Below are 18,656 nucleotides of genomic sequence, written 5' to 3'. Positions count from 1 at the left end.
TCGGACCTCGGTGGTGAACGGCGGAAGGCGTACCGAGTCTGCGGCAATTCCGCGGGGAGCGAGGGGCGGACGGGACGATCGGCCACGACATCGACCTGATCATGGACTGCGGCACCTGCTTGCCTTTTCGCCTAAATGAGCCACAGATGCGATTCTGGGTGATATGCGGTGAAGGAGGTCCGGTCGTGGTCATGTCCGAGACGTCCCGGGCCGCGCCCGGCCCTGCACGAGTGGTTCCCTTCGAGCCGGGCGGTCTGCTGGACGTCCTGAGCGTGGCCGCGATCGTCCTGGACGCCGACGGGCGGATCACCCTGTGGAGCCCGCAGGCACAGGACCTGTTCGGCTGGTCGGCCGAGGAGGCGCTCGGCAGCTACGCGGCGAAACTGCTGGTCGCCGAGGAGTACGTCGACCTGGTCCTCGAACTGTTCGCCAAGGTCATGGCCGGCGGCGGCGCCTGGGCGGGCGTGTTCCCCGTCCGGCGCAAGGACGGCTCGACCCGGCTGGTGGAGTTCCGCAACATGCGGCTGCAGGACGAGCGCGGCGGCGTGTACGCCCTGGGGATCGCCTGCGACGAGGCCGTGCTGCGGGGCGTGGAACGGGACCTGGCGCTGTCGGTGCCTCTGGTGGCGCAGTCCCCGCTCGGGCTGGCGGTGCTGGACACCGACCTGCGCTACGTCCTGGTCAACCCTACGCTGGAGCGGATCAACGGCCTGCCCGCCGAGCGGCATCTGGGTCGTACGCCCGGTGAGGCGCTGCCGTTCCTGGACACGGACTCGATCGAGGCCGCCATGCGCCAGGTCCTGGAAACCGGCGCACCCCTGCTGGACCAGTACGGCATCGGGCGCACCCCCGCCGACCCGGACCGGGAGCACGCCTGGTCGGGTTCGTACTACCGGCTGGAGGACCCGCGCGGGCGGGTGATCGGTGTCGCCCTCATGGTGGTGGACGTCACCGACAGCTACCGCGCGGCCCAGGAGGCCGCCGGAGCCCGCAGGCGCCTGGACCTCATCGCCCGGGCGTCGGTGACCGTCGGGACCACCCTGGACCTGGAGCGCACCGCCCGCGAGCTCGCCGACCTCGTCGTGGCCGACCTGGCCGACATCGCCTCGGTCGACGTCCTCGACTCCGTCCTGGAAGGCAGTGTCGCCACGGCGCCCGGTCCCCGGACGGGGCAGGCCCTCTTCATGGCCCTGGCGGTGGCGGCGGCCTACGAGACGGCCTCGGTCCGTGCCGCCGATCCGGTGGGCGAGCGCACCACGTATCCGGCCGAACGCCTGGTCACCCGCTGCGTGAGCACCGGACGGCCCGTCCTGGTGCCGCACGTCACCGGCCCGGACCTGGCGCACATCGCGCGCGACGCGGCCGCCGCGGACCTCCTGGTCCACGAGGGCGCGCACTCCTACATGGCCGTGCCGCTGACCGCCCGCGGCCAGGTCATCGGCGCCCTCGGTCTCCTGCGCACCCGCAATCCGCTTCCGTTCGACGACGACGACGTCACCCTGGCCGGTGAGCTGGCCACCCGCGCCGCCATCGCCATCGACAACGCCCGCTGGTACCAGCACGCCACCGACACCGCCCTGACGCTCCAGCGCCACCTCCTCCCCCAGCCCCCGCCCCGCTCCGCCGGCCTGCAGATCGCCTACCGCTACCAGCCCGCGGCAGCGGCCAGCGGCATCGGCGGCGACTGGTTCGACGCGATCCCCCAGCCGCAGGACAGGACCGCCCTCGTGGTCGGCGACGTCATGGGGCACGGCGTCAACGCCGCCGCCACCATGGGGCAGCTGCGCACGGCCACCCGTACCCTGGCGGACCTCGGCCTCGACCCGGCCCGGGTGCTGCGCCACCTCGACCACATCACCGCCGAGCTGGAAGGGACCATCGCGACCTGCGTCTACGCCACTTGGGACCCGCACCGCTCCCGCTGCCGCGTCGCCCTCGCCGGGCACCCGCCCCCGGTCGTCATCCGGTCGGGGCAGGCCCCCCGGCTGCTCGCCCTCCCCGCCGGCGTGCCGCTCGGCACGGGAGGCCTCGGCGGTACCGACTTCGAGAACACCGTCCTCGACCTGCTCCCGGGGGACCGGCTGGTCCTGTACACCGACGGTCTCGTCGAAACCCGCGACGACGCCCTGGACGACCGGCTCGACCTGCTCCTGCGGCTGCTCGCCGATCCCGACCTCCCGCCGGAGCCGACCTGCGACCGGCTCCTGGCCGCACTGCGCCACCACGACGCGGCCGACGACGTCGCTCTCGTCATCGCCCATGTACGGCCCCACCCGCCCACCGGTCAGGCCGGCGGGCCGGCCTGACCGGCCCGCCGCACGCAGTGCCGTCCGGGCGCCGGCGTTCGGCCGTCCGGGGGACGGCCGGTACGGCGGCTGGCGACACCCCGACGGCCTGTGGTGATCTTGTGTGTGCCGCTTCCCCGGCAGCCGTGCGGCGCGCCGCGCCGGGGCACGGCCGGTGCGGGTGTCGGCGGGATCGTCGACCGAACAGGCGGGAGCGGGAGCGATGTCCGAGGGAACCACGGTGACGATCACCGATGCGGCCAAGCGGCGGATCTTCGCCATGCTGGACGTGGACGGCGACGGCGTCATCTCGCGGGCGGAGTACCTCGCGCGGGTGGATCGCGCGGCCGCGGCGGCGGGCCGCGAGGCCGGCCACCGCGTGGTCGGCGCAGCACGCACCGCCCACGAGGAGGTCTGGGCGGACATGGACGCCGACCAGGACGGCCGGGTGACCTTCGAGGAGTACCGCACCTGGGCCGGGCACGACGCGTTCGAGCGCTCCTGCCGTCCCGCCCTGGGCTCGCTCTTCGACGTCGCCGACATCGACGGCGACGGCCGGCTCTCCCGGGCGGAGTTCACCCGGCTGCGGGTCGCCTCGCGGAACACGGCCGCGGACGCCGACCGGGCCTTCGACGGCCTCGACACCGATCACGACGGACTCGTCGAGCGCGATGCCTACCTCGCCGGGATCCGCGACTTCGTCACCACCGGCGTCTCCCCGATGGGCGCCGCCTACGGATCCCCGGACAGGCCGTGACCGTCGGCGTGCCCGTCAGGCCGACACCTCGCTCGGGAGACCGCGGGTGGTGACGATCCGGGCGCTGCCGTCGGCCAGTCGGTAGGACAGGCCCACCACGGCGGTACGCCCCGCCGCGACCTGGTCGGCGAGGACGCGGGAGCGGTCCAGGAGCAGGTCGACGGTGTGCCGTATGTGCTCGGCGATGATGTCGTCCTCGTCGGTCAGTCCGGCGGCGCGGGCGGCCAGCACGCTGGGGGTGACGCGCTCGATGACGTCGCGCACGTAGCCGGTGGCGCTGACGCCGTCGGTCAGGGCGGCGCGGGTCGCGGCGACCGCACCGCACTTGTCGTGGCCCAGTACGACGACCAGCGGGCTCTCCAGCACGCTCACCGCGTACTCGATGCTGCCCAGGACCTCCGGACCCGCGACGTGGCCCGCGGTGCGGACGACGAACAGGTCGCCCAGCCCGCGGTCGAAGATGATCTCGGCGGCCAGGCGCGAGTCGGAGCAGCCGAAGAACACGGCGAAGGGGCTCTGGGCCGGAGCGGTCTCGGTGCGGCGGGCGGCGTCCTGGTTCGGGTGCTCGGGTGCGCCCGCGACGAAACGCCGGTTGCCGGCCAGCAGCAGCTCGAAGGCCTCGGACGGGGTCGGTGACAGCGAGGTACTCATGACCGCAGGCTACGGCCCCGCCCGGACCTCCACACTGCGGGGTCCGGCGAAGGGGCGGCCCGCGGCCGCCCGCCCGCCGCGGGTCAGGGCTCCAGCAGGTCGGGCACGACGCCGCGCAAGGTGTCGGCGCTGATCGCGCCGGCCCGCCTGAGGACCGGTACGGGGCCGGTGAGGTCCACGATCGAGGAGGCGACGGCGGCCTCGGTGGGCCCGCCGTCGAGGTAGACGGCGACGGAGTCGCCCAGCATGCCCTGCGCGGCGTCGCAGTCCTGCGGGGAGGGGCGGCCGGTCAGGTTGGCGCTGGACACCGCCATCGGTCCGGTCTCGGCGAGCAGGTCGAGCGCGACGGGGTGGGACGGCATCCGGACCGCGACCGTGCCGTTGGTCTCGCCGAGGTCCCAGGACAGCGTGGGCAGATGGCGGGCGACCAGGGTCAGCCCGCCCGGCCAGAACGCCTCCACCAGGGCCCATCCCTGCTTGGGGAGATCGGCGACGAGATCGTGCAGGGCGTCCGGGGAGGCGACCAGCACCGGCGAGGGCATCGCGCGGTCCCGGCCCTTGGCTCCCAGCAGCCGGTCCACCGCGTCCGGGTCGAAGGCGTCCGCCCCGATGCCGTAGACGGTGTCCGTCGGGAGCACCACCAGCTCGCCCCGGCCCACCGCCCGGGCGGCCGCGCTCAGCCCGTCGGTCCGGCCCGAAGCCGTGGAGCAGTCGTATCGAAGGGCCATGGCCGATCTCCATCCCACCGGGCTCTGTGCCCGCACCTGCTGGATTACCCCGGCAGGGTACCGGAACCGGCGGACCCGCCCGCGCCCTTCGTACGGTCCTCCCTCCGGCGTGGGACGGGCCCGCAAGCGGGTTCGTGTCCTCAGGCGGGCAGGGTCATCAGGAGCACCGGAGCGGTGGTGGGCTGTGCGGATCCGCCGGCGGGTTCGAGGGTGAGGCCGACCGCGTCGGCCCCGGCGGCGTCCCCGTCCATCAGGACGGTGCCGTCCTGATGGACGAATCCGGCCGGGCGCATCGTGCCGTCGTGGCCGAGCCACAGCTGGTAGGTCTTCCCCGGGGCCGGGGCGGGCAGGCCGGTGGCGGTGAACACGGCCCTGTTCTGCCGGTCGGAGGCGACGACGGTGGTGAGGGCTCCGTTGTCGGCCCGGCCGTGCGCGGTACGGGCGTCCGGCGCGGCCAGGACGCCGCTGACGGCTGCCAGGTGCTGCTCGACCTGCCGGGCCTGCTGTGCGTAGTGGCGGCTCTCCTGGTTCTGCCAGGCGGCCAGACCGGCGAACGACGCGGCCGCCACCAGGCTCGCCGCCAGGGCCACGGGGAGCGCCCTGCGGCGCAGCGTGCCGCGCACGGCGGCGGGGGACGTCGCGGGGAGGCGGGGCGGGAGCTGGCGCACGCGGTCGGCCTCCGACATGGTCCGCTGCTTCATCGCGGCGGGCGGGGCCTGGGCCGCGGCGGCCGCCAGGCGCGCGGCGGTGGCCAGGAAGTCGGCCACGTCCTGCCGGCAGCCGTCGCACCCGGCCAGGTGGGCGTCGAACTCCGCGCGCTCGCCGGGGTCCAGGGCGTCCAGCGCGTACGGAGCGGCCAGCACGTGGATGTCGGATGCGTGGCGGGTCACGTGGTCACCCCCATGCAGTCGCGGAGCCGGATCAGTCCGTCGCGCATGCGCGTCTTGATGGTCGGAAGCGGCGTGCTGAGCGTCTCGGCGACCTCGCTGTAGGTCAGGCCCCCGTAGTAGGCCAGGGTCACCGCCTGGCGCTGGAGCTCGGTCAGACCGCGCAGGCAGCGCCGGACCTGCTCACTGTCCAGACGGACCTCGACCTGCTCGGCGACCTCGTCGTACGCAGTCCGGTGCTCCCGGGCGGCCTGCGCTCGCTCACGGTCGGCGGCCGCCTGCGCCGAACGGACGCGGTCGACCGCCCTGCGGTGGGCGATGGTTGCCGCCCACGCACTCACACCGCCCGATTCGGGCCGGTAGCGGGCGGCCTGCCGCCACAGGTCGATCATGACCTCCTGAGCGACCTCCTCCGACTGCGCACGGTCCCGGACGACGCGCACCACGATCCCGAAGACCATGGGCGCGAGGGCGTCGTACAGGGTCGAGAAGGCGTCCTTGTCCCCGCGCGCGACCTGCCGCATCACCTGGGCGAGGTCGGCGGGGGCACCGGGGCGCCTGGCGGAACCGAAGGGGAGGGGCTGGTTCACCGGGCGGGCTCCGACCGTGATCCGGGCTGTGACTGCGGCTGCGCCTGCGGCTGTGACCGGGGCCGAGGGCCGGCCTCCCGTCGGCGGGGTGTCCGTGACATGGCAGTCCTTCGTCCGTGGGGAGTGTGGTGCAGGTGTCCTTGATGCGTACTTCGTAGCGGACGGACATGCGGATGGGGTGACAGGTGTCGGCGTCGCGGACCGGGCTTCCCCCGATCGAGGCCGTCGGCGGGTGCCGGGCGGCGGGTGCCGGGCGGCGTCCCTCACCCGTTCGGGTGAGGGACCCATCCGCCGGGCGGATCGGGCCGAATGCCGGGCGTGAGCAGCTACCGCACCACCTTCCTCCGCACCGCCCGTGGTGCACTGGCCGGGCTTGTGGCGGGGTTCGCGGCGCTCGCCGTGGCCGAGGCGGCCGCAGGCCTGGTGCGGCCGGCCGCCGGACCGGTGACGGTGGTCGGCGGCTCGGTCGTCGACCGGACGCCTGCCGCGCTGAAGGACTTCGCGATCCGCACGTTCGGGGAGAGCGACAAGATCGTCCTCCAGCTCGGCATCCTGCTCCTGGTGGCCCTGTTCGCGGTCGTCCTGGGGGTCGTGTCACTGCGGTACCGGCGCACGGGGGCGGCCGGGGTACTGGCGTTCGGAGCCGTCGGCGTGGCCGCGGCCCTGAGCAGGCCCGATTCCGAGGGCGCCGGTGACACCCTCCCTTCCCTCCTCGGCGCCCTCGCGGGCGCGGCCGTCCTGTACGTGCTGGCCGGCAAAGCCGCCCCCGTCGGCTCCGCTCCGGGTGATGAGGGCACCGGGGGCGGCTGGAGCCGACGGGGGTTCCTCGCCGCGGCGGCCCTGACCGCCGCGGCCGCCACCGGAGCCGCGGTGGCCGGTCGCGCCCTGTCCGGTCGGCGCGGCCGGGGCGCCGTGGCCTCCCGCGACGGCCTCGTCCTGCCCGCCCCCGCTTCACCTGCGCCCGCGGTTCCGGCCGGGGCGCAGGTGAAGGTTGCGGGGGTCAGTTCCTTCACCACACCCAACCGGGACTTCTACCGGGTCGACACCGCTCTCGTCGTCCCCCGGGTCGACGCCGGTACCTGGCGGCTGCGGATCCGGGGCAAGGGCGTCACCCGGCCCCGCGGCTACACCCTCGAACAGCTGCTGGCCCGCCCGCTGATCGAACGCGACATCACCCTCACGTGCGTGTCCAACGAGGTCGGCGGGCCGTACGTCGGCAGCGCCCGCTGGCTCGGTGTCCCCCTGGCCGGCCTGCTGGCCGAATGCGGTGTCCGGCCGCCGTCGAAGGGCGGCGCGGCCGACCAGTTGGTGGCCCGTTCCGTGGACGGCATGACCCTGGGGTCCCCGGTCGAGGACGTCATGGACGGGCGCGACGCGATGCTCGCGCTCGGCATGAACGGCGAACCGCTGCCGTTCGAGCACGGATTCCCCGTCCGGATGCTCGTACCGGGCCTGTACGGCTACGTGTCCGCCTGCAAGTGGATCACCGAGATCGAGCTCACCACCTTCGACGCCTACGACCCGTACTGGGTCGAGCGGAAGTGGGCCCGCCGGGCGCCGGTCAAGACGCAGTCCCGGATCGACACCCCCAAACCGTTCGCCCGTCCCGCCGCCGGCACCGTCATGGTCGCCGGCGTGGCCTGGGCCCAGCACCGCGGCATCACCCGCGTGGAACTCCGCGTCGACGACGGGCCCTGGCAGGACGCGGACCTCGCCGCGCAGGACACCCCCGACACCTGGCGCCAGTGGTCCTACCGCTGGCAGGCCGCCCCCGGCGGGCACACCATCACCGTCCGCGCCACCGACGGCACCGGGGCGGTACAGGCCGAAGCGCGCACCCGGACCGTCCCCGACGGCGCGAGCGGCCGGCACAGCGTCTTCGTCACCGTCACCTGAGAGCGCGGTGCGTGTCAGTACGTGGTCGGCAGGTAGGTGTGGCAGTAGCCGTTGCCCGCGCCGCCACCGCTGTAGTACGGGTCGCCCTCGAACATCAGCATGTCGCCGGTCATCGGGCCCACGATGCCGTCGGGCTGCAGGCTGCCGCCCGTGCCCTTCTGGACGTCGATGACGGCCTGACGGGTCTTCGGTCCCCAGGCGCCGTCCTCGGCGACCTTCGCGACGCCCCAGTAACGGCCGCGGTCGATCGCGTAGTTGATCATGCGCTGCACGCACCACACCGCGTGCGGGTTGTTCGGGTAGCCGTTCCCGATGTACGGGGCGGTGGTCGAGGCGCTCGCGCTGCCGGCGGTCGTCACACCGGTGAGGAGGGCGGCGGCCGCCATGACGACGGCGATCCGGGAAGTGGACTTCTTGTGCATGGGCATCTCCTGGGTCGAGGGTCGGGACACATCGATTCGCTGCTCGCTGCGCATCGTGTCCGACGGCCGTAACGGGCCACCAACACGGCTCTAACGGGCACGCGGGGCCGCGACCGCGAAAACGGCCCGGCCGCCCCGCCCCGCGAGGGGGTGGGGCGGCCGGGCCGGGCCGGTCGCCTCGGGTCACAGGCCGTTGACCCGGGCCATCCTCTCGGCGACCAGCGGCGGGAAGTTCGTCGTGATGGCGCGGCCCGTCCTGCGGCCCATCCGGGAGTGCTGGAGCCGGACCTGCGCCATCAGCCGGCGGCTGCGCAGGGCCATCTCCAGCTCGAACCGGGTACGGGGGTCACGCAGCCCCGGCCCGAAGAGCTTCTCCAGCTGCCGCATGCGGTACCGCACGGTCTGGGGATGCACGCTCAGGGCCTTCGCGGCCTCCGGGGCTCCCCCGCCTTCGAACCAGGCGAGGAGGGTCACCTCCAGCCGTTCGCTCTGGCGCGGGGTCAGGCCGGCCAGGGGCTTGAGCCAGTGGGCGGCCAACGCGTGTGCCAGTGGCTGGTCCTGGAGCAGGAGCAGGGTGGAGAGGTGGTCGTCGACGAAGACCGGCCGGGTCTCGGCACTCGGGCGGGCCGGGGTGAGGGCGAGCAGGCGCAGCGCCCAGCGCAGGGAGGAGGCGGTGTCCGTCAGGGGAACCGCGTGGCCCACGGCTGCGAAGCGGCCGCGCAACGGGAGTTCCAGCGCGGCACGGCTGTCCGGTTCGCTCGGGACCAGGAGGCAGGGCTGGCCCGCGAACGCGCCGGGGAGCGAGTTCTCCAGTACGGTCGCCAGCTGCTGGGTCTCGCCCGGGGTGGCCAGGACGACGCCCCGTACGGCCGGTGGCAGCGGCCAGTCGGCCGCTTCTGCCAGTTCGGTGAGGGACGGTCCGGAGCCGGCCCTGGCGTCGGTGAGCGCCCTGAACAGTTCCTCGCGGGCCCGGTCGGGCGGCGTGGCGGGCGCGTACCGATCCGGGGCGGTGTCCGCGGCTGTGCTCGCGGCGGCGGCCGCTGCGGGGGTCGCCGCGGGCGCGCTGCGGCGGTCGCGCTGCCTGGGCACGAGTCCGGTGGCCCGTATCGCTTCCGGGGCGGGCCGGGGGCTTTCCTCCTTGCCGCCGTCAGATCCGTCATCGCTCGCCCGCTCGGGGCGGGGGCGTCCGTCGCCCGGGTTCCGGTCATCGGGCTGCCGGTAACCGAGAGCATTGCACAGGGCCCTTTCCACCGAGTCCCTGAGCAGTTCGTCATCGATGGTCTCGTGGTCGTCGACGAGTGCGTTGAGTGCCGGGTTCTCGCGCAGGAGCTCCTTGGCTATCTCGTCGGCCAGCACGGGCAGCTCCCTGCGCAGGACGCGGGTCCACTCGCCTCGGGGGCGGGACCAGATGCGGTTCAGGAGTTCGCACATCGTTTTCCTCGTTCATACCGGGGTGAAGCCTGTCCCGCGGGAGGGCCGGGGCGCCGACCGCGGGACATCTCTTTCGTCAGTCTCCTTGCCGCGCAGGCGGGGTGGTGCCTCGGCATCGCCTCATGAGGGTTTCGGTTGCTGCTGTCTCGCCTCAGCCGTGCCTCGTTGCTGTCGTGGGGACCCGGGGGTGGCAGGCAGGGCGACGACGACCTGTCATGAACCCGTCGGAAGGAGACCTTCCGGATTCTTGGATGTGCTGAGACGTGTTGCGGGAAGTTATCACGCTTCGATAAATCCTGTGGAGATGCTGTGCCCTTCCCGCATGCTGCTCGTCTCGCCCCGGTCCGTCGCGGCTTCCCGCGATCAGGGGCGGATGCCGTCGCAGGCGATCGGCAGGTGCCGGGGTCCGCGCAGGACCGCGTTCTGACGGTACGGGGGCGGGTCCTCCAGCAGCCGCGGGTTCTCCAGCCGGCGGGCCAGCTCACCGAGCGCCAGCTGGGCCTCCATGCGGGCCAGCGGGGCACCGAAGCAGCTGTGGATGCCGCTGCCGAGGCCGAGGTGCTGGATGTCCCCGCGGTCGGGGTCGAAGCGGTCCGGGTTCTCGAACCGCTTCGGGTCGCGGTTGCCGGAGGCCAGGATCAGCGAAACCGTGGCCCCCTTGGGGATGTTCACCCCGGCCACCTCGATGTCGTCGATCGTGCTGCGTCGCGGCAGGAGCTGCACGGGCGGTTCGTACCGCAGCAGTTCCTCGACGATCGGTACGGCCAGCTGCGGGTCCTGGCGCAGCCGCTGGAGGACGTCCGGGTGGCGCAGGAGGGTCAGCATGCCGTTCGTGATCAGGTTGACCGTGGTCTCGTGGCCCGCGATCAGCAGCAGCGCGGCAGTGCTGATCGCCTCCAGCGCGCTCATGCCCCCGTCGGGATCCTGACCGGCAGCCGCCAGCTGGGACAGCATGTCCTCTCCCGGCTCCTTGCTCCGCTCCTCGATCAGCCCGGCCAGGTACATGCCGAGCTCCATCTGCGCGTCTGCGGCAGCCTTCGGCTTCTCGGCGGGGTCGGCGTCCGGATCGGGGTCCAGGCTGGCGGCGATGGTGTCGGCCCAGCCGTGGAAGCGGGCCTCGTCCTCGGGGGGCACGCCCAGCAGCCGGCAGATCACGGTCACCGGGAAGGGGTAGGAGAACTGGTCGACCAGGTCGATCCGTTCCGGGGAGCCCGTGTCGACGATGCCCTGGATGAGGCCGGAGACGATGCCGTCGAGCTCGCCGCGCATGTCGTGGATCTTGTGCGGCGAGTGCGGCGGCCCGAACGGCCGGTTCGTGATGCGGCGCAGCCGGTCGTGGTCCGGCGGGTCGAGCTTGAGGAACACCGGGGGCAGCGCCGAGTCGCCGCCGTCCTCCTGCGCCAGCGGATCGCTCGATGGCAGCGTCAGATTGCGGGGGTCGGAGCTGATGCGCGGATCGTGCAGCAGGCCCTGGATCTCGTGGTAGGTGCTGACGACGTACGGACCGTCCTCGTCGTGGAACACGGGCGTCCTGCGCAGCTCCTCGTACAGCGGGTACGGGTCGGCGCGGTTGGAGTAGTCGAGGATCTGCCGGAGCATGGCTTGGCTCATGGTGCGTCCTTGTGCGGCTCGCGGGATCGGCGGATCGGGGACCCCTCCGTCGTCGTTGCGGCACCGGTCGCCGGCCGACTCCGGTTCCCCGGCTTTCCCAGCATGCACGGAGGCCCCGGGGACCGCCTGCCGGGCGACGAAAACGCAGGTAGCCCCCCTCTCGACAGCCTGACGGGCCCTGCCGCATCATCATACTTGCACTGAGAGTGCAAATATTTTAGGGGCGGCTCAGCTCCCCGCCTCGCCCTCACGGGTCAGCGAACGAAAGGCCTCCGTATGCGCACGTTCCTCCGTGTCCTGGCCGTCCTGGTGGCGGCCGCCGTGTTACCGCCCCTCACCGCCGCCCCGGCCGGAGCGGCGGCCCTGCCCGCCCTGTCCATCCCCGGGGATCCGCGCGGAGCCGCTCTGCCCCGCTTCACCGGTCACGCCGTCGCACCGCGACCGGTCACCGTCCCGCCGGTCCCGCAGCACCCGTTCATGGCCGCCAACGGCTCCAGCAACGTGCACGGCGACGCCTACCAGAGCGACACCCACGAGGGCCCCGGCCCCACCGGCCGCGACCTCGCCGTGCGCAGCAGGCTGCAGGGCGGGCTCTGCGGCTCCGTCACCTTCGACTCCCGGGGCCGGATCGTCACCGTCTGCATGACCCCCGGGCTCTCGCCCCGGCTGATGCTGCTCGACCCGCACGACCTCGCGGCGGTCGCCTCCCTCACGCTGCCCGGGAGGACGGGCACCAGCCCCACGGAGGTCTCCGGAGGCGGCTACTTCTACCTCGACCAGCTCGACCGGGCCGTGGTCCCCGCGAAGGACGGCACCGTTCAGGTCGTGGCCGTCCGGGGCGACGCGCTCGTGCCGCAGGCGCGTTACGACCTCGGGCCGGTGATCGGCACCAGCGGCATCGTGTCCGTCCTCCCCGACTGGTCGGGGAGGATGTGGTTCGTCACCGCCGGCGGTGTGGTCGGCGTCCTGGATCCGGCCACCGGCGCGGTCTCCACCCACGTGCTGCTCGGGGAGACCATCGCCAACAGCATCGCGGTCGACGAGTCCGGCGGCGTCTTCGTCGTCAGCGACCACGCCCTCTACCGCTTCGACTTCGACGCGTCCGCCGGCGGCCGACCCGCCGTCACCTGGCGGGCGGCGTACGACAGGGGTGCGAGGCACAAGCCCGGCCAGCTCGGTCGGGGCAGCGGCACCACCCCCACGCTCATCGGCCCGGCATCCGGCCCGGACGGTGGGTACGTCGCCATCACCGACAACGCCGACCCCCGGATGAAGGTGCTCGTGATGGCGCGCGGGAAGGCCGGGCCGGAGAAGGTGTGCGAACAGCCGGTCTTCGCCCCGGGAAGGGGTGCCGACGAGAACAGCCTCGTCGCCGTGGGCGGTGACCTCGTCGTGGAGAACAACTACGGCTACGTCGTCGAGGACCACGCCCTCCTGAGGGGCGTGCTCGGCGGCCGCCAGGTCGACACCGAGCCCGGCCTGGCCCGGGTCCACGTCGACTACACCACCCGTACCTGCTCCCTGGCCTGGTCCGACAGCACCGAACGGGTTCCCAGCGTCGTCAGCAAGGTCTCCCTCGCCACGGGCCTCCTCTACACCTTCACGCACCCCAGCGCCGACGAACTGCGCTCCGCCCGCCGGGCGGGCACCGCAGCGCCCGACGCCTGGTACCTCACGGCGCTGGACGTACGGACCGGCGAGCGGGTGTGGAGCCGACTGGTCGGCTCGGGCCCGTTGTTCAACAACCACTACGCGCCGGTGACCCTGGGCAGGGACGGCTCGGCCTACGTCGGCGTGGTGGGCGGTCTCGTCAGGATCGCGGACTCCTGACCCGGACGGCGGGCCGTCCGACCCGCCGTCCGGGTCTCGGGCGGGGACCGGACGTGTGACAGACCACGGCCACGCCGCGGTACGGGGCATGAACCGCGCCCCCCGGGGTTACCCCTTCCCCGGGTCCCGGCGTCCTCGGCGCTGTGCGCGGCAGAGCGCGGCGGAGCCCGAGGGCATCGCGCCGGTCGGCGTACCGCGCCCCGGACGGCCCCACGAACGCCTTGACGAAAGGTACGACGATGAGACGGCGCAGCACGCGTCACCGGGGACTGAGCTCCCTTGTCACCCTTGCCCTGACCGGCGTGGCGGTCACGACCGCCGTGGTCCCCGCCCACGCCGTCGCGGTGCCGTGCGACACGGCGGCCCTGATCACCGCGATCGAGAACGCGAACGCCGGCACCGACACGGTCATCGACCTGGAGCCCTACTGCCTCTACGAGGTCACGGCCGCCTACTCGACCGACAGCGGGCTCCCGCCCATCACCAACAACACCGGCGGCGTGACCATCAACGGTCACCACGCGACCATCAAGCGGGTCGGCGCCACGGCCTTCCGCCTGTTCGAGGTCGGTACGGGTTCACCGGCCCCCGTCGCCCAGGGCAAGCTGACGCTCAACGACCTGACCGTCATGAACGGTCAGCCCTCCGGCAACCTCGGCGGCGGCGCCGTGCTGGTCAGGGAGGGCGGTACCTTCGCGGGAACCGGCATCGCCCTCCAGGGAGGAACGGCGAACCTCGGCGGCGGCATCAGGTTCCGGGCCACCAGTACCGGGACCCTGACCGACAGCCGCATCTCGGACAACCAGACCACCGGTGGGGCGAGCGGCGGGGGCGGGCTGCACTCCGATGGACAGCTCACCCTCACCAACACCCACGTCACGAGCAACCGTGCGCGTGTCGGCGGCGGCATCGGACACACGACCGGGACGCTCACCATCAACGGCGGCAGCATCAAGCACAACACCGCCTTCGACATCGGCGGCGGCATCTCCTCCGACGGGAGCGGCACCCTGAACGTGACGGGGACCGCCATCACCGACAACCGCGTCACCACCGGCGGTCTGGCCAGCGGCGTCGGCGGCGGGGTTTCCATCGGCGTCGGCGGTACGAAGACCTTCACCGACTCCGTCATCGAGGGGAACACGGTGACCGTCCACGGGGACCTGGACGGCGGGGGCGGCATCTTCGCACTCGGCACGGCGCTCACCCTGAACAACACCAAGGTGAAGGGGAACAAACTCATCGGGGAGGCCGGTCACGGGGCCGGCATCGCCTTCCACGGTGGCACCCTGAACCTCCTGAACGGATCGGACGTCACGGGGAACCTGGCCGCCGGCCGCTACTCGCTGGGCGGCGGGATCTACACGGCCGGCCTCGTCAACACCCCGACGGTGAACGTGAACGGCTCCGCCATCGACCGCAACAAGGTCTCCGGCACCGGTTCACGGGCCGGCGGCATCTACAACGCGGCCGGCACCTACGACCTCACCGACGCCTCCGTGCAGTTCAACGTCGCGCCGGACGCCCCCGCGCCCGGCGGCATCTGGACGAACACCGCGATCACCTCGGTCACGAACACCCCGATCGCCAACAACACGCCGACGAACTGCGTCTACAGCCTGGCGCCCGTGACGTCCTGCTTCGGCTGACCCCCGCTCCCCCGCCGACGCACCGCGGCCCCGCCCCGAGAGGGGGCGGGGCCGCGGGGCGTTGCGGACGTCAGCCGGAGGTGCCGACGAACGTGGCGTAGACGGCGCCGTTCCCGCCGGCGTTGCCGTTGGCGATCGCCGGGACGCTGGCGGCCGTGTCGGTGTTGGCCACCGCCCAGCTGCCACCGCCACCGCCGCCTCCGCCGGTGATGGCCTCACCACCTCCACCACCGCCGCCACCGCCGCCCCAGCCGCCGCCACCACCGCCGCCGCTGCCGTAGTTGGTGCGGTTGGTCCGCCACTCGCCCTCGCCGCCCTGCCCGGCGTTGGCGAAGGAGAGGGAGGAGTTGTTGGTCCAGCTCGCCCCGGCATTGGGGCCGTTGCCGGTGTGGACGGGCCCGCCCAGACCACCGATGCCGTCGATGCCGCTGGTCCCGGCCTTCTGGTCCACTCCGGAGCCGCCACGGCCGCCGTCGCCGCCGTCGCCGTTGCTGCCGCCCTTGCCGCCCGCACCCGTACGGGTCAGGGTGCCGGTGGCCGCCTTGCCGTCGGCGCCCGCGGATCCGGCCGAGATGATCTGCCCGGAGACCGCGGTGCCGCCGTTGCCGCCGTCACCGCCGTTCCCGTTGGCATTGCCCTCGCCGCCGCCACCGCCCCCGCCGGCATCGGCGAGCAGGTTGGTCGTGGTGCACGTGCCGTATCCCGCGATGCACGGGCTCTGCGTGGTCAGGTCCACGCTGGAGACCAGGGTCGAGGCACCGCCCCGGCCGCCGGCGGAGGTCGCGCCGAGTTGGCCGACGTAGTAGTACAGGGTCTGTCCGTAGGCGGCCTGGAAGCTCGCGATCGACGTCACGGTCTGTGCCCTGCCACCGTAGCCGCCGTCACCGCCGCGGTAGAGGCCACCGCCGTTGCTGCCGTACCGTCCGGCACCGCCGTAGGCCGTGATCACCATGGGCGTGGTCGTGGACAGCGACGTCTGGGTCGCGGCCTGGGCGGCCGCCAGCAGAGCCGTGGTGTCGTACGAGGACGCACCGTCCGGCAGCAGGCAGGACACCACACCGGTCTGGATCTCGCCGCAGTCGATGGCGGTGGTCGTGGCGGAGGCGGTCGGTGCGGAGAGTGCCAGGACGGAGACCAGGCATGCGCCCGCCCCCAGAACCTTGACGACCCTTTCCGATCTGAGCATGAAGTTCCCTTCAGGGGCGGGCGGATGGGCCCGGAGTGCTGTCACGGGGCGCATTGCGCGACGGCCGCCACGGTGGCGCTCGCCGTCGTGGAGTTCAGGACGGTGACGGTCCAGGTGTCGGGGGTCGCCGCCCGGGAGGTGAGCAGGACCTGCATCGCGCCGCTCATCAGGTATCCGCCACTGACGAGGGTGCTCCCGGCAGGGCAGGTGGCGAAGACGGTGCCCTCGTTGCCGGGGGCCACGGTCACGGGATCACCGACGACCTCGGTGGTGGACGCGGGCCCGGAGGGACCCGGGCGGCCGTGCCCGTCGTGCCCGTCGTGCCCGTCGTGCCCGTCATGACCTTCGTGGGGCGGCGGTCCGTCCTCGTGGTGCGGCGGAGGGCCGTACGGCGGGCCCGGCAGGAGGGGGCCGCAGTCCACCCAGGGCGGACAGAGCCTGTTCGGCGGTCCGGGGTCCGCCTGTGCCACGGCCGAGGAGCTCGCTGTCCGCACGGGGGCGGCTTCCGCGGTGCCCGCCAGCCCGGACACGGCCGCGGTGAGCACGACGAGGGCCCCGCAGACATGCGGGATCCGCCGACCGGGGGGCAACCACGAACGGCCGCGCCGAGGGAGATCAGAGCGCATCAAAGAGCTTCTGCTTTCTAGGGGGAGAGAGGAGAGCAGTCGCGGCATCGTTACCCTCCGAGGGGTCACCCGCGTCCGCTCTGCTCCCTTTTGAGTGACTGTCGTACGGCGCCCGGCCCAGTAGGTTTCCTGGCCATGAGGCCGGGGGCGCCGTCGTGCCGGGTCAGTCCTCGGGGGACTTCTCCGGCGCGGCCTCCGGCGCGGCCTCGTGGGGCTTCGTGTCCGACTCCTCGTGGGGGCCCTGGCCGGAACCCTGAGCGGGGTCGTCGCCGGTGTCGTGACCGGGCTTCTCGGCCTGGCCGTGGCCCGGCTCATGGTGTCCGCCGAACCCGGCCGGGATCACCCGGAAGGGGATCGACTGCCACAGCTGGGATCCGTGCCCGGCGAGCTCCAGGCGGTACTCGCCCCGGAGGTGGTGGTATCGGCCGTGCCGCTCGGGGACCCGGACCGTGCCGGAGACCTCTCCGTCGGCGTTCGCGAGGAGGATGGCGAGGGTGACGATGCGCCTGCCGGCGCGCAGGTCGCCCTCCCCGTCGAACCCTTCCACGGCGCGGGTCTCGTCGGCCCGGCCTTCCGGGACCAGCCGTACGTACACCTCCTCGTTCGGCCAGTAGCGGCCGGCGGACACGGTGAAGCTCTCGCCGTGCGCCACGGTGCTGCGGTCGACGACGATGGTGGAGAAGGGGGCCGGGTTGACCGCGGCCGGCGGCGCTGCCGACGCCACGGCCGGGCCCGCGCTCAGCACTGCGGCTCCGGCTGCCAGCGCGACGAGCCATCGCGGGTTTCTGGGCATGGTGGGAAGGTCTCCTTCGGAAGGGAGGGGCGCCGGCCTGTTCTTCGAACACCGGCCCGCGATTCGTAGACGCGTACGTGCCGCACGAAACGGACGCGCCGCGCGGCTCCCCGGGACGGTCGCCCTCCGCCACCCGTACGGTCGGCACGCGGCCGGCACCGCGCCGCCAGGGGGAGTTGCTTCGGTTCGTTTGCGACAATGGCACCCAGCGAAGTGGGGAGGGGCGCCGTGAACCAGTCGGCCGGGCGACCGCGGTCCGAGGGCCGCGCCACGGACGGTCGCGCCCCGGACGGTCGCGCCCCGGACGGTCGCGCCGAGCGCGGCCGCCAGTCCCGGGTGAAGATCGCCGAGGCCGTACTGTCCCTGCTCGACGACGGGGAATCCAGCTTCCCCGCGGAGCGGGTCGCCGAGCGTGCGGGCGTGTCCAGACGCCTCGTGTTCCACCACTTCGCCGACATGTCCGAACTGGTGGAGACGGCCATCACCCGTCGGCTGGAGCAGCTGATCGAGCAGATCAGGCCGCTTCCGACGTCCGGTCCGCGCGAGACCCGGGTGGCGGCCCTGACGGAACAGCGGGCCAGGATCCTGGAGTGGATCACGCCGGCCCAACTGACCCTGATGCGCCTGGAAGCCCCTGGGGGCCGCGTCGCCGAGGTCACCCGGGAGGTCCTGGACCTGGCCCGGGCGCGCCTGGCCGAGATCTTCGCGGAGGAACTCGAACGTCTGCCCGCCGAGCGCAGGGCCGAAGTGCTCCACGGGCTGGACGCGGTGACGACCTGGGGCGCCTGGTACCACTGGCGCAGCAGCGGCCTGAGCGCCGAGGCGGCGGCCGGCACCATGGAAACGGCCGTGCACGCCCTGCTCGCCACCACCGACCGGCCGGAGACGTCCTAGGCGGGCCGGTCCGGTCCGTGCCGGTCACTTTGGGCGACGCCCGATCGCCGTACGGTACACGGCTGATCCCCGCCTCGCGGGCGGGGATCGGGCAGTCGGCTGCCGGGCGGGGTGCCGGTGGTGGTCACCGGGTCATTCGTCGGCCGCCAGCGTGAGGGTGCAGGTGGACCAGCCGGTGCAGTCCCGCTCCGACAGCTCCTGTTCCTCCTCCTGCGGCAGCAGTTCCAGGGCGTTGAGGTCGGCCGTCGTCCCGTTCATCGTCTCGCCTCTCTCCTCGAGCCTCTCGGGTCGCTTCGACCCGACAGATGGTCGATACCCCGACAAATCGACAAAACACTGGACTTGGAGATTTCTTTGCACTTCGAGTGCAAATACTTACGAACGGCCCCGCCCCGGCCGACAGGAAGGCGCAACGGGGCG

Annotated in this window: 17 protein-coding genes; 6 read left to right on the top strand and 11 right to left on the bottom strand. The window is 73.1% G+C overall.

The window, feature by feature from the left end; translation table 11 throughout:
- The first annotated feature begins 191 nt into the window (after nucleotides 1-191).
- Complete coding sequence (locus ACXNSR_RS35315) at nucleotides 192-2,306, top strand: SpoIIE family protein phosphatase (protein ID WP_458639400.1); 2,115 nt, start codon at nucleotides 192-194, stop codon at nucleotides 2,304-2,306.
- A 202-nt stretch (nucleotides 2,307-2,508) separates the two neighbouring features.
- Entirely contained in the window at nucleotides 2,509-3,042 is a 534-nt protein-coding gene (locus ACXNSR_RS35310) for an EF-hand domain-containing protein (protein ID WP_458639399.1), read from the top strand.
- A 15-nt stretch (nucleotides 3,043-3,057) separates the two neighbouring features.
- Here ACXNSR_RS35310 and ACXNSR_RS35305 read toward each other — a convergent pair whose 3' ends face one another.
- The 4 genes from ACXNSR_RS35305 to sigK form a co-directional block, all read right to left on the bottom strand.
- On the bottom strand, nucleotides 3,058-3,693 hold the full coding sequence (locus ACXNSR_RS35305; protein WP_458639398.1) for a carbonic anhydrase: 636 nt from the start codon (nucleotides 3,691-3,693) through the stop codon (nucleotides 3,058-3,060).
- 83 nt (nucleotides 3,694-3,776) lie between these two features.
- Entirely contained in the window at nucleotides 3,777-4,421 is a 645-nt protein-coding gene (locus tag ACXNSR_RS35300; protein WP_458639397.1) for an L-threonylcarbamoyladenylate synthase, read from the bottom strand.
- Nucleotides 4,422-4,561: 140 nt separating this feature from the next.
- Entirely contained in the window at nucleotides 4,562-5,311 is a 750-nt protein-coding gene (locus tag ACXNSR_RS35295) for an anti-sigma factor (protein WP_458639396.1), read from the bottom strand.
- Nucleotides 5,308-5,898: an ECF RNA polymerase sigma factor SigK gene (gene sigK / locus ACXNSR_RS35290; protein ID WP_458639395.1), complete on the bottom strand. Its 591-nt coding sequence runs from the start codon at nucleotides 5,896-5,898 to the stop codon at nucleotides 5,308-5,310. The genes ACXNSR_RS35295 and sigK overlap by 4 nt, the downstream gene beginning before the upstream one ends.
- Before the next feature lie 309 nt (nucleotides 5,899-6,207).
- On the opposite strand from sigK, the gene ACXNSR_RS35285 reads away from it, so the two are divergent.
- Nucleotides 6,208-7,794 (top strand): molybdopterin-dependent oxidoreductase, encoded by a 1,587-nt coding sequence (locus tag ACXNSR_RS35285; RefSeq protein WP_458639394.1) that lies wholly within the window; start codon nucleotides 6,208-6,210, stop codon nucleotides 7,792-7,794.
- Between the two features lie 14 nt (nucleotides 7,795-7,808).
- Here the strand turns inward: ACXNSR_RS35285 and ACXNSR_RS35280 are convergent, their stop codons facing one another.
- The 3 genes from ACXNSR_RS35280 to ACXNSR_RS35270 all read right to left on the bottom strand — a co-directional run bounded on the left by ACXNSR_RS35280 (nucleotide 7,809) and on the right by ACXNSR_RS35270 (nucleotide 11,258).
- A complete protein-coding gene (locus tag ACXNSR_RS35280; RefSeq protein ID WP_458639393.1) occupies nucleotides 7,809-8,216 on the bottom strand; it encodes a peptidoglycan-binding domain-containing protein in 408 nt (135 codons plus the stop codon).
- Between the two features lie 183 nt (nucleotides 8,217-8,399).
- Nucleotides 8,400-9,647 (bottom strand): PucR family transcriptional regulator, encoded by a 1,248-nt coding sequence (locus tag ACXNSR_RS35275; protein WP_458639392.1) that lies wholly within the window; start codon nucleotides 9,645-9,647, stop codon nucleotides 8,400-8,402.
- 363 nt (nucleotides 9,648-10,010) lie between these two features.
- A complete protein-coding gene (locus tag ACXNSR_RS35270; protein WP_458639391.1) occupies nucleotides 10,011-11,258 on the bottom strand; it encodes a cytochrome P450 in 1,248 nt (415 codons plus the stop codon).
- A 276-nt stretch (nucleotides 11,259-11,534) separates the two neighbouring features.
- Here ACXNSR_RS35270 and ACXNSR_RS35265 point away from each other — a divergent pair, with 276 nt between their 5' ends.
- Together ACXNSR_RS35265 and ACXNSR_RS35260 are read left to right on the top strand one after the other, a co-directional pair.
- The gene (locus ACXNSR_RS35265) at nucleotides 11,535-13,088 is read left to right on the top strand and encodes a hypothetical protein (RefSeq protein ID WP_458639390.1); all 1,554 of its coding nucleotides are present in this window, start codon (nucleotides 11,535-11,537) and stop codon (nucleotides 13,086-13,088) included.
- A gap of 302 nt (nucleotides 13,089-13,390) precedes the next feature.
- A complete protein-coding gene (locus ACXNSR_RS35260; protein ID WP_458639389.1) occupies nucleotides 13,391-14,737 on the top strand; it encodes a hypothetical protein in 1,347 nt (448 codons plus the stop codon).
- A 70-nt stretch (nucleotides 14,738-14,807) separates the two neighbouring features.
- Here the strand turns inward: ACXNSR_RS35260 and ACXNSR_RS35255 are convergent, their stop codons facing one another.
- The 3 genes from ACXNSR_RS35255 to ACXNSR_RS35245 all read right to left on the bottom strand — a co-directional run bounded on the left by ACXNSR_RS35255 (nucleotide 14,808) and on the right by ACXNSR_RS35245 (nucleotide 17,342).
- A complete protein-coding gene (locus ACXNSR_RS35255; RefSeq protein WP_458639388.1) occupies nucleotides 14,808-15,923 on the bottom strand; it encodes a hypothetical protein in 1,116 nt (371 codons plus the stop codon).
- Between the two features lie 41 nt (nucleotides 15,924-15,964).
- On the bottom strand, nucleotides 15,965-16,468 hold the full coding sequence (locus ACXNSR_RS35250; protein ID WP_458639387.1) for a hypothetical protein: 504 nt from the start codon (nucleotides 16,466-16,468) through the stop codon (nucleotides 15,965-15,967).
- Nucleotides 16,469-16,712: 244 nt separating this feature from the next.
- Nucleotides 16,713-17,342, bottom strand: a complete 630-nt coding sequence (locus tag ACXNSR_RS35245; protein ID WP_458639386.1) for a hypothetical protein — start codon at nucleotides 17,340-17,342, stop codon at nucleotides 16,713-16,715.
- Between the two features lie 228 nt (nucleotides 17,343-17,570).
- Here ACXNSR_RS35245 and ACXNSR_RS35240 point away from each other — a divergent pair, with 228 nt between their 5' ends.
- Complete coding sequence (locus tag ACXNSR_RS35240) at nucleotides 17,571-18,236, top strand: TetR/AcrR family transcriptional regulator (RefSeq protein WP_458639385.1); 666 nt, start codon at nucleotides 17,571-17,573, stop codon at nucleotides 18,234-18,236.
- A gap of 132 nt (nucleotides 18,237-18,368) precedes the next feature.
- On the opposite strand, the gene ACXNSR_RS35235 is transcribed toward ACXNSR_RS35240, so the two are convergent.
- Nucleotides 18,369-18,494: an ALQxL family class IV lanthipeptide gene (locus ACXNSR_RS35235; protein WP_327739118.1), complete on the bottom strand. Its 126-nt coding sequence runs from the start codon at nucleotides 18,492-18,494 to the stop codon at nucleotides 18,369-18,371.
- Nucleotides 18,495-18,656: the final 162 nt, after the last annotated feature.

It is taken from the genome of Streptomyces sp. NC-S4, assembly GCF_054353315.1.
This window is presented reverse-complemented; position numbering and strand designations above follow the sequence as displayed.

Coding starts and splice junctions, on each gene's coding strand:
- ACXNSR_RS35235 (WP_327739118.1), bottom strand. CDS start 18,494: ATGAACGGGACGACGGCCGACCTCAACGCCCTGGAACTGCTGCCGCAG.
- ACXNSR_RS35270 (WP_458639391.1), bottom strand. CDS start 11,258: ATGAGCCAAGCCATGCTCCGGCAGATCCTCGACTACTCCAACCGCGCC.
- ACXNSR_RS35245 (WP_458639386.1), bottom strand. CDS start 17,342: ATGCCCAGAAACCCGCGATGGCTCGTCGCGCTGGCAGCCGGAGCCGCA.
- ACXNSR_RS35265 (WP_458639390.1), top strand. CDS start 11,535: ATGCGCACGTTCCTCCGTGTCCTGGCCGTCCTGGTGGCGGCCGCCGTG.
- ACXNSR_RS35255 (WP_458639388.1), bottom strand. CDS start 15,923: ATGCTCAGATCGGAAAGGGTCGTCAAGGTTCTGGGGGCGGGCGCATGC.
- ACXNSR_RS35300 (WP_458639397.1), bottom strand. CDS start 4,421: ATGGCCCTTCGATACGACTGCTCCACGGCTTCGGGCCGGACCGACGGG.
- ACXNSR_RS35280 (WP_458639393.1), bottom strand. CDS start 8,216: ATGCACAAGAAGTCCACTTCCCGGATCGCCGTCGTCATGGCGGCCGCC.
- ACXNSR_RS35275 (WP_458639392.1), bottom strand. CDS start 9,647: ATGTGCGAACTCCTGAACCGCATCTGGTCCCGCCCCCGAGGCGAGTGG.
- ACXNSR_RS35305 (WP_458639398.1), bottom strand. CDS start 3,693: ATGAGTACCTCGCTGTCACCGACCCCGTCCGAGGCCTTCGAGCTGCTG.
- ACXNSR_RS35310 (WP_458639399.1), top strand. CDS start 2,509: ATGTCCGAGGGAACCACGGTGACGATCACCGATGCGGCCAAGCGGCGG.
- ACXNSR_RS35315 (WP_458639400.1), top strand. CDS start 192: ATGTCCGAGACGTCCCGGGCCGCGCCCGGCCCTGCACGAGTGGTTCCC.
- ACXNSR_RS35285 (WP_458639394.1), top strand. CDS start 6,208: ATGCCGGGCGTGAGCAGCTACCGCACCACCTTCCTCCGCACCGCCCGT.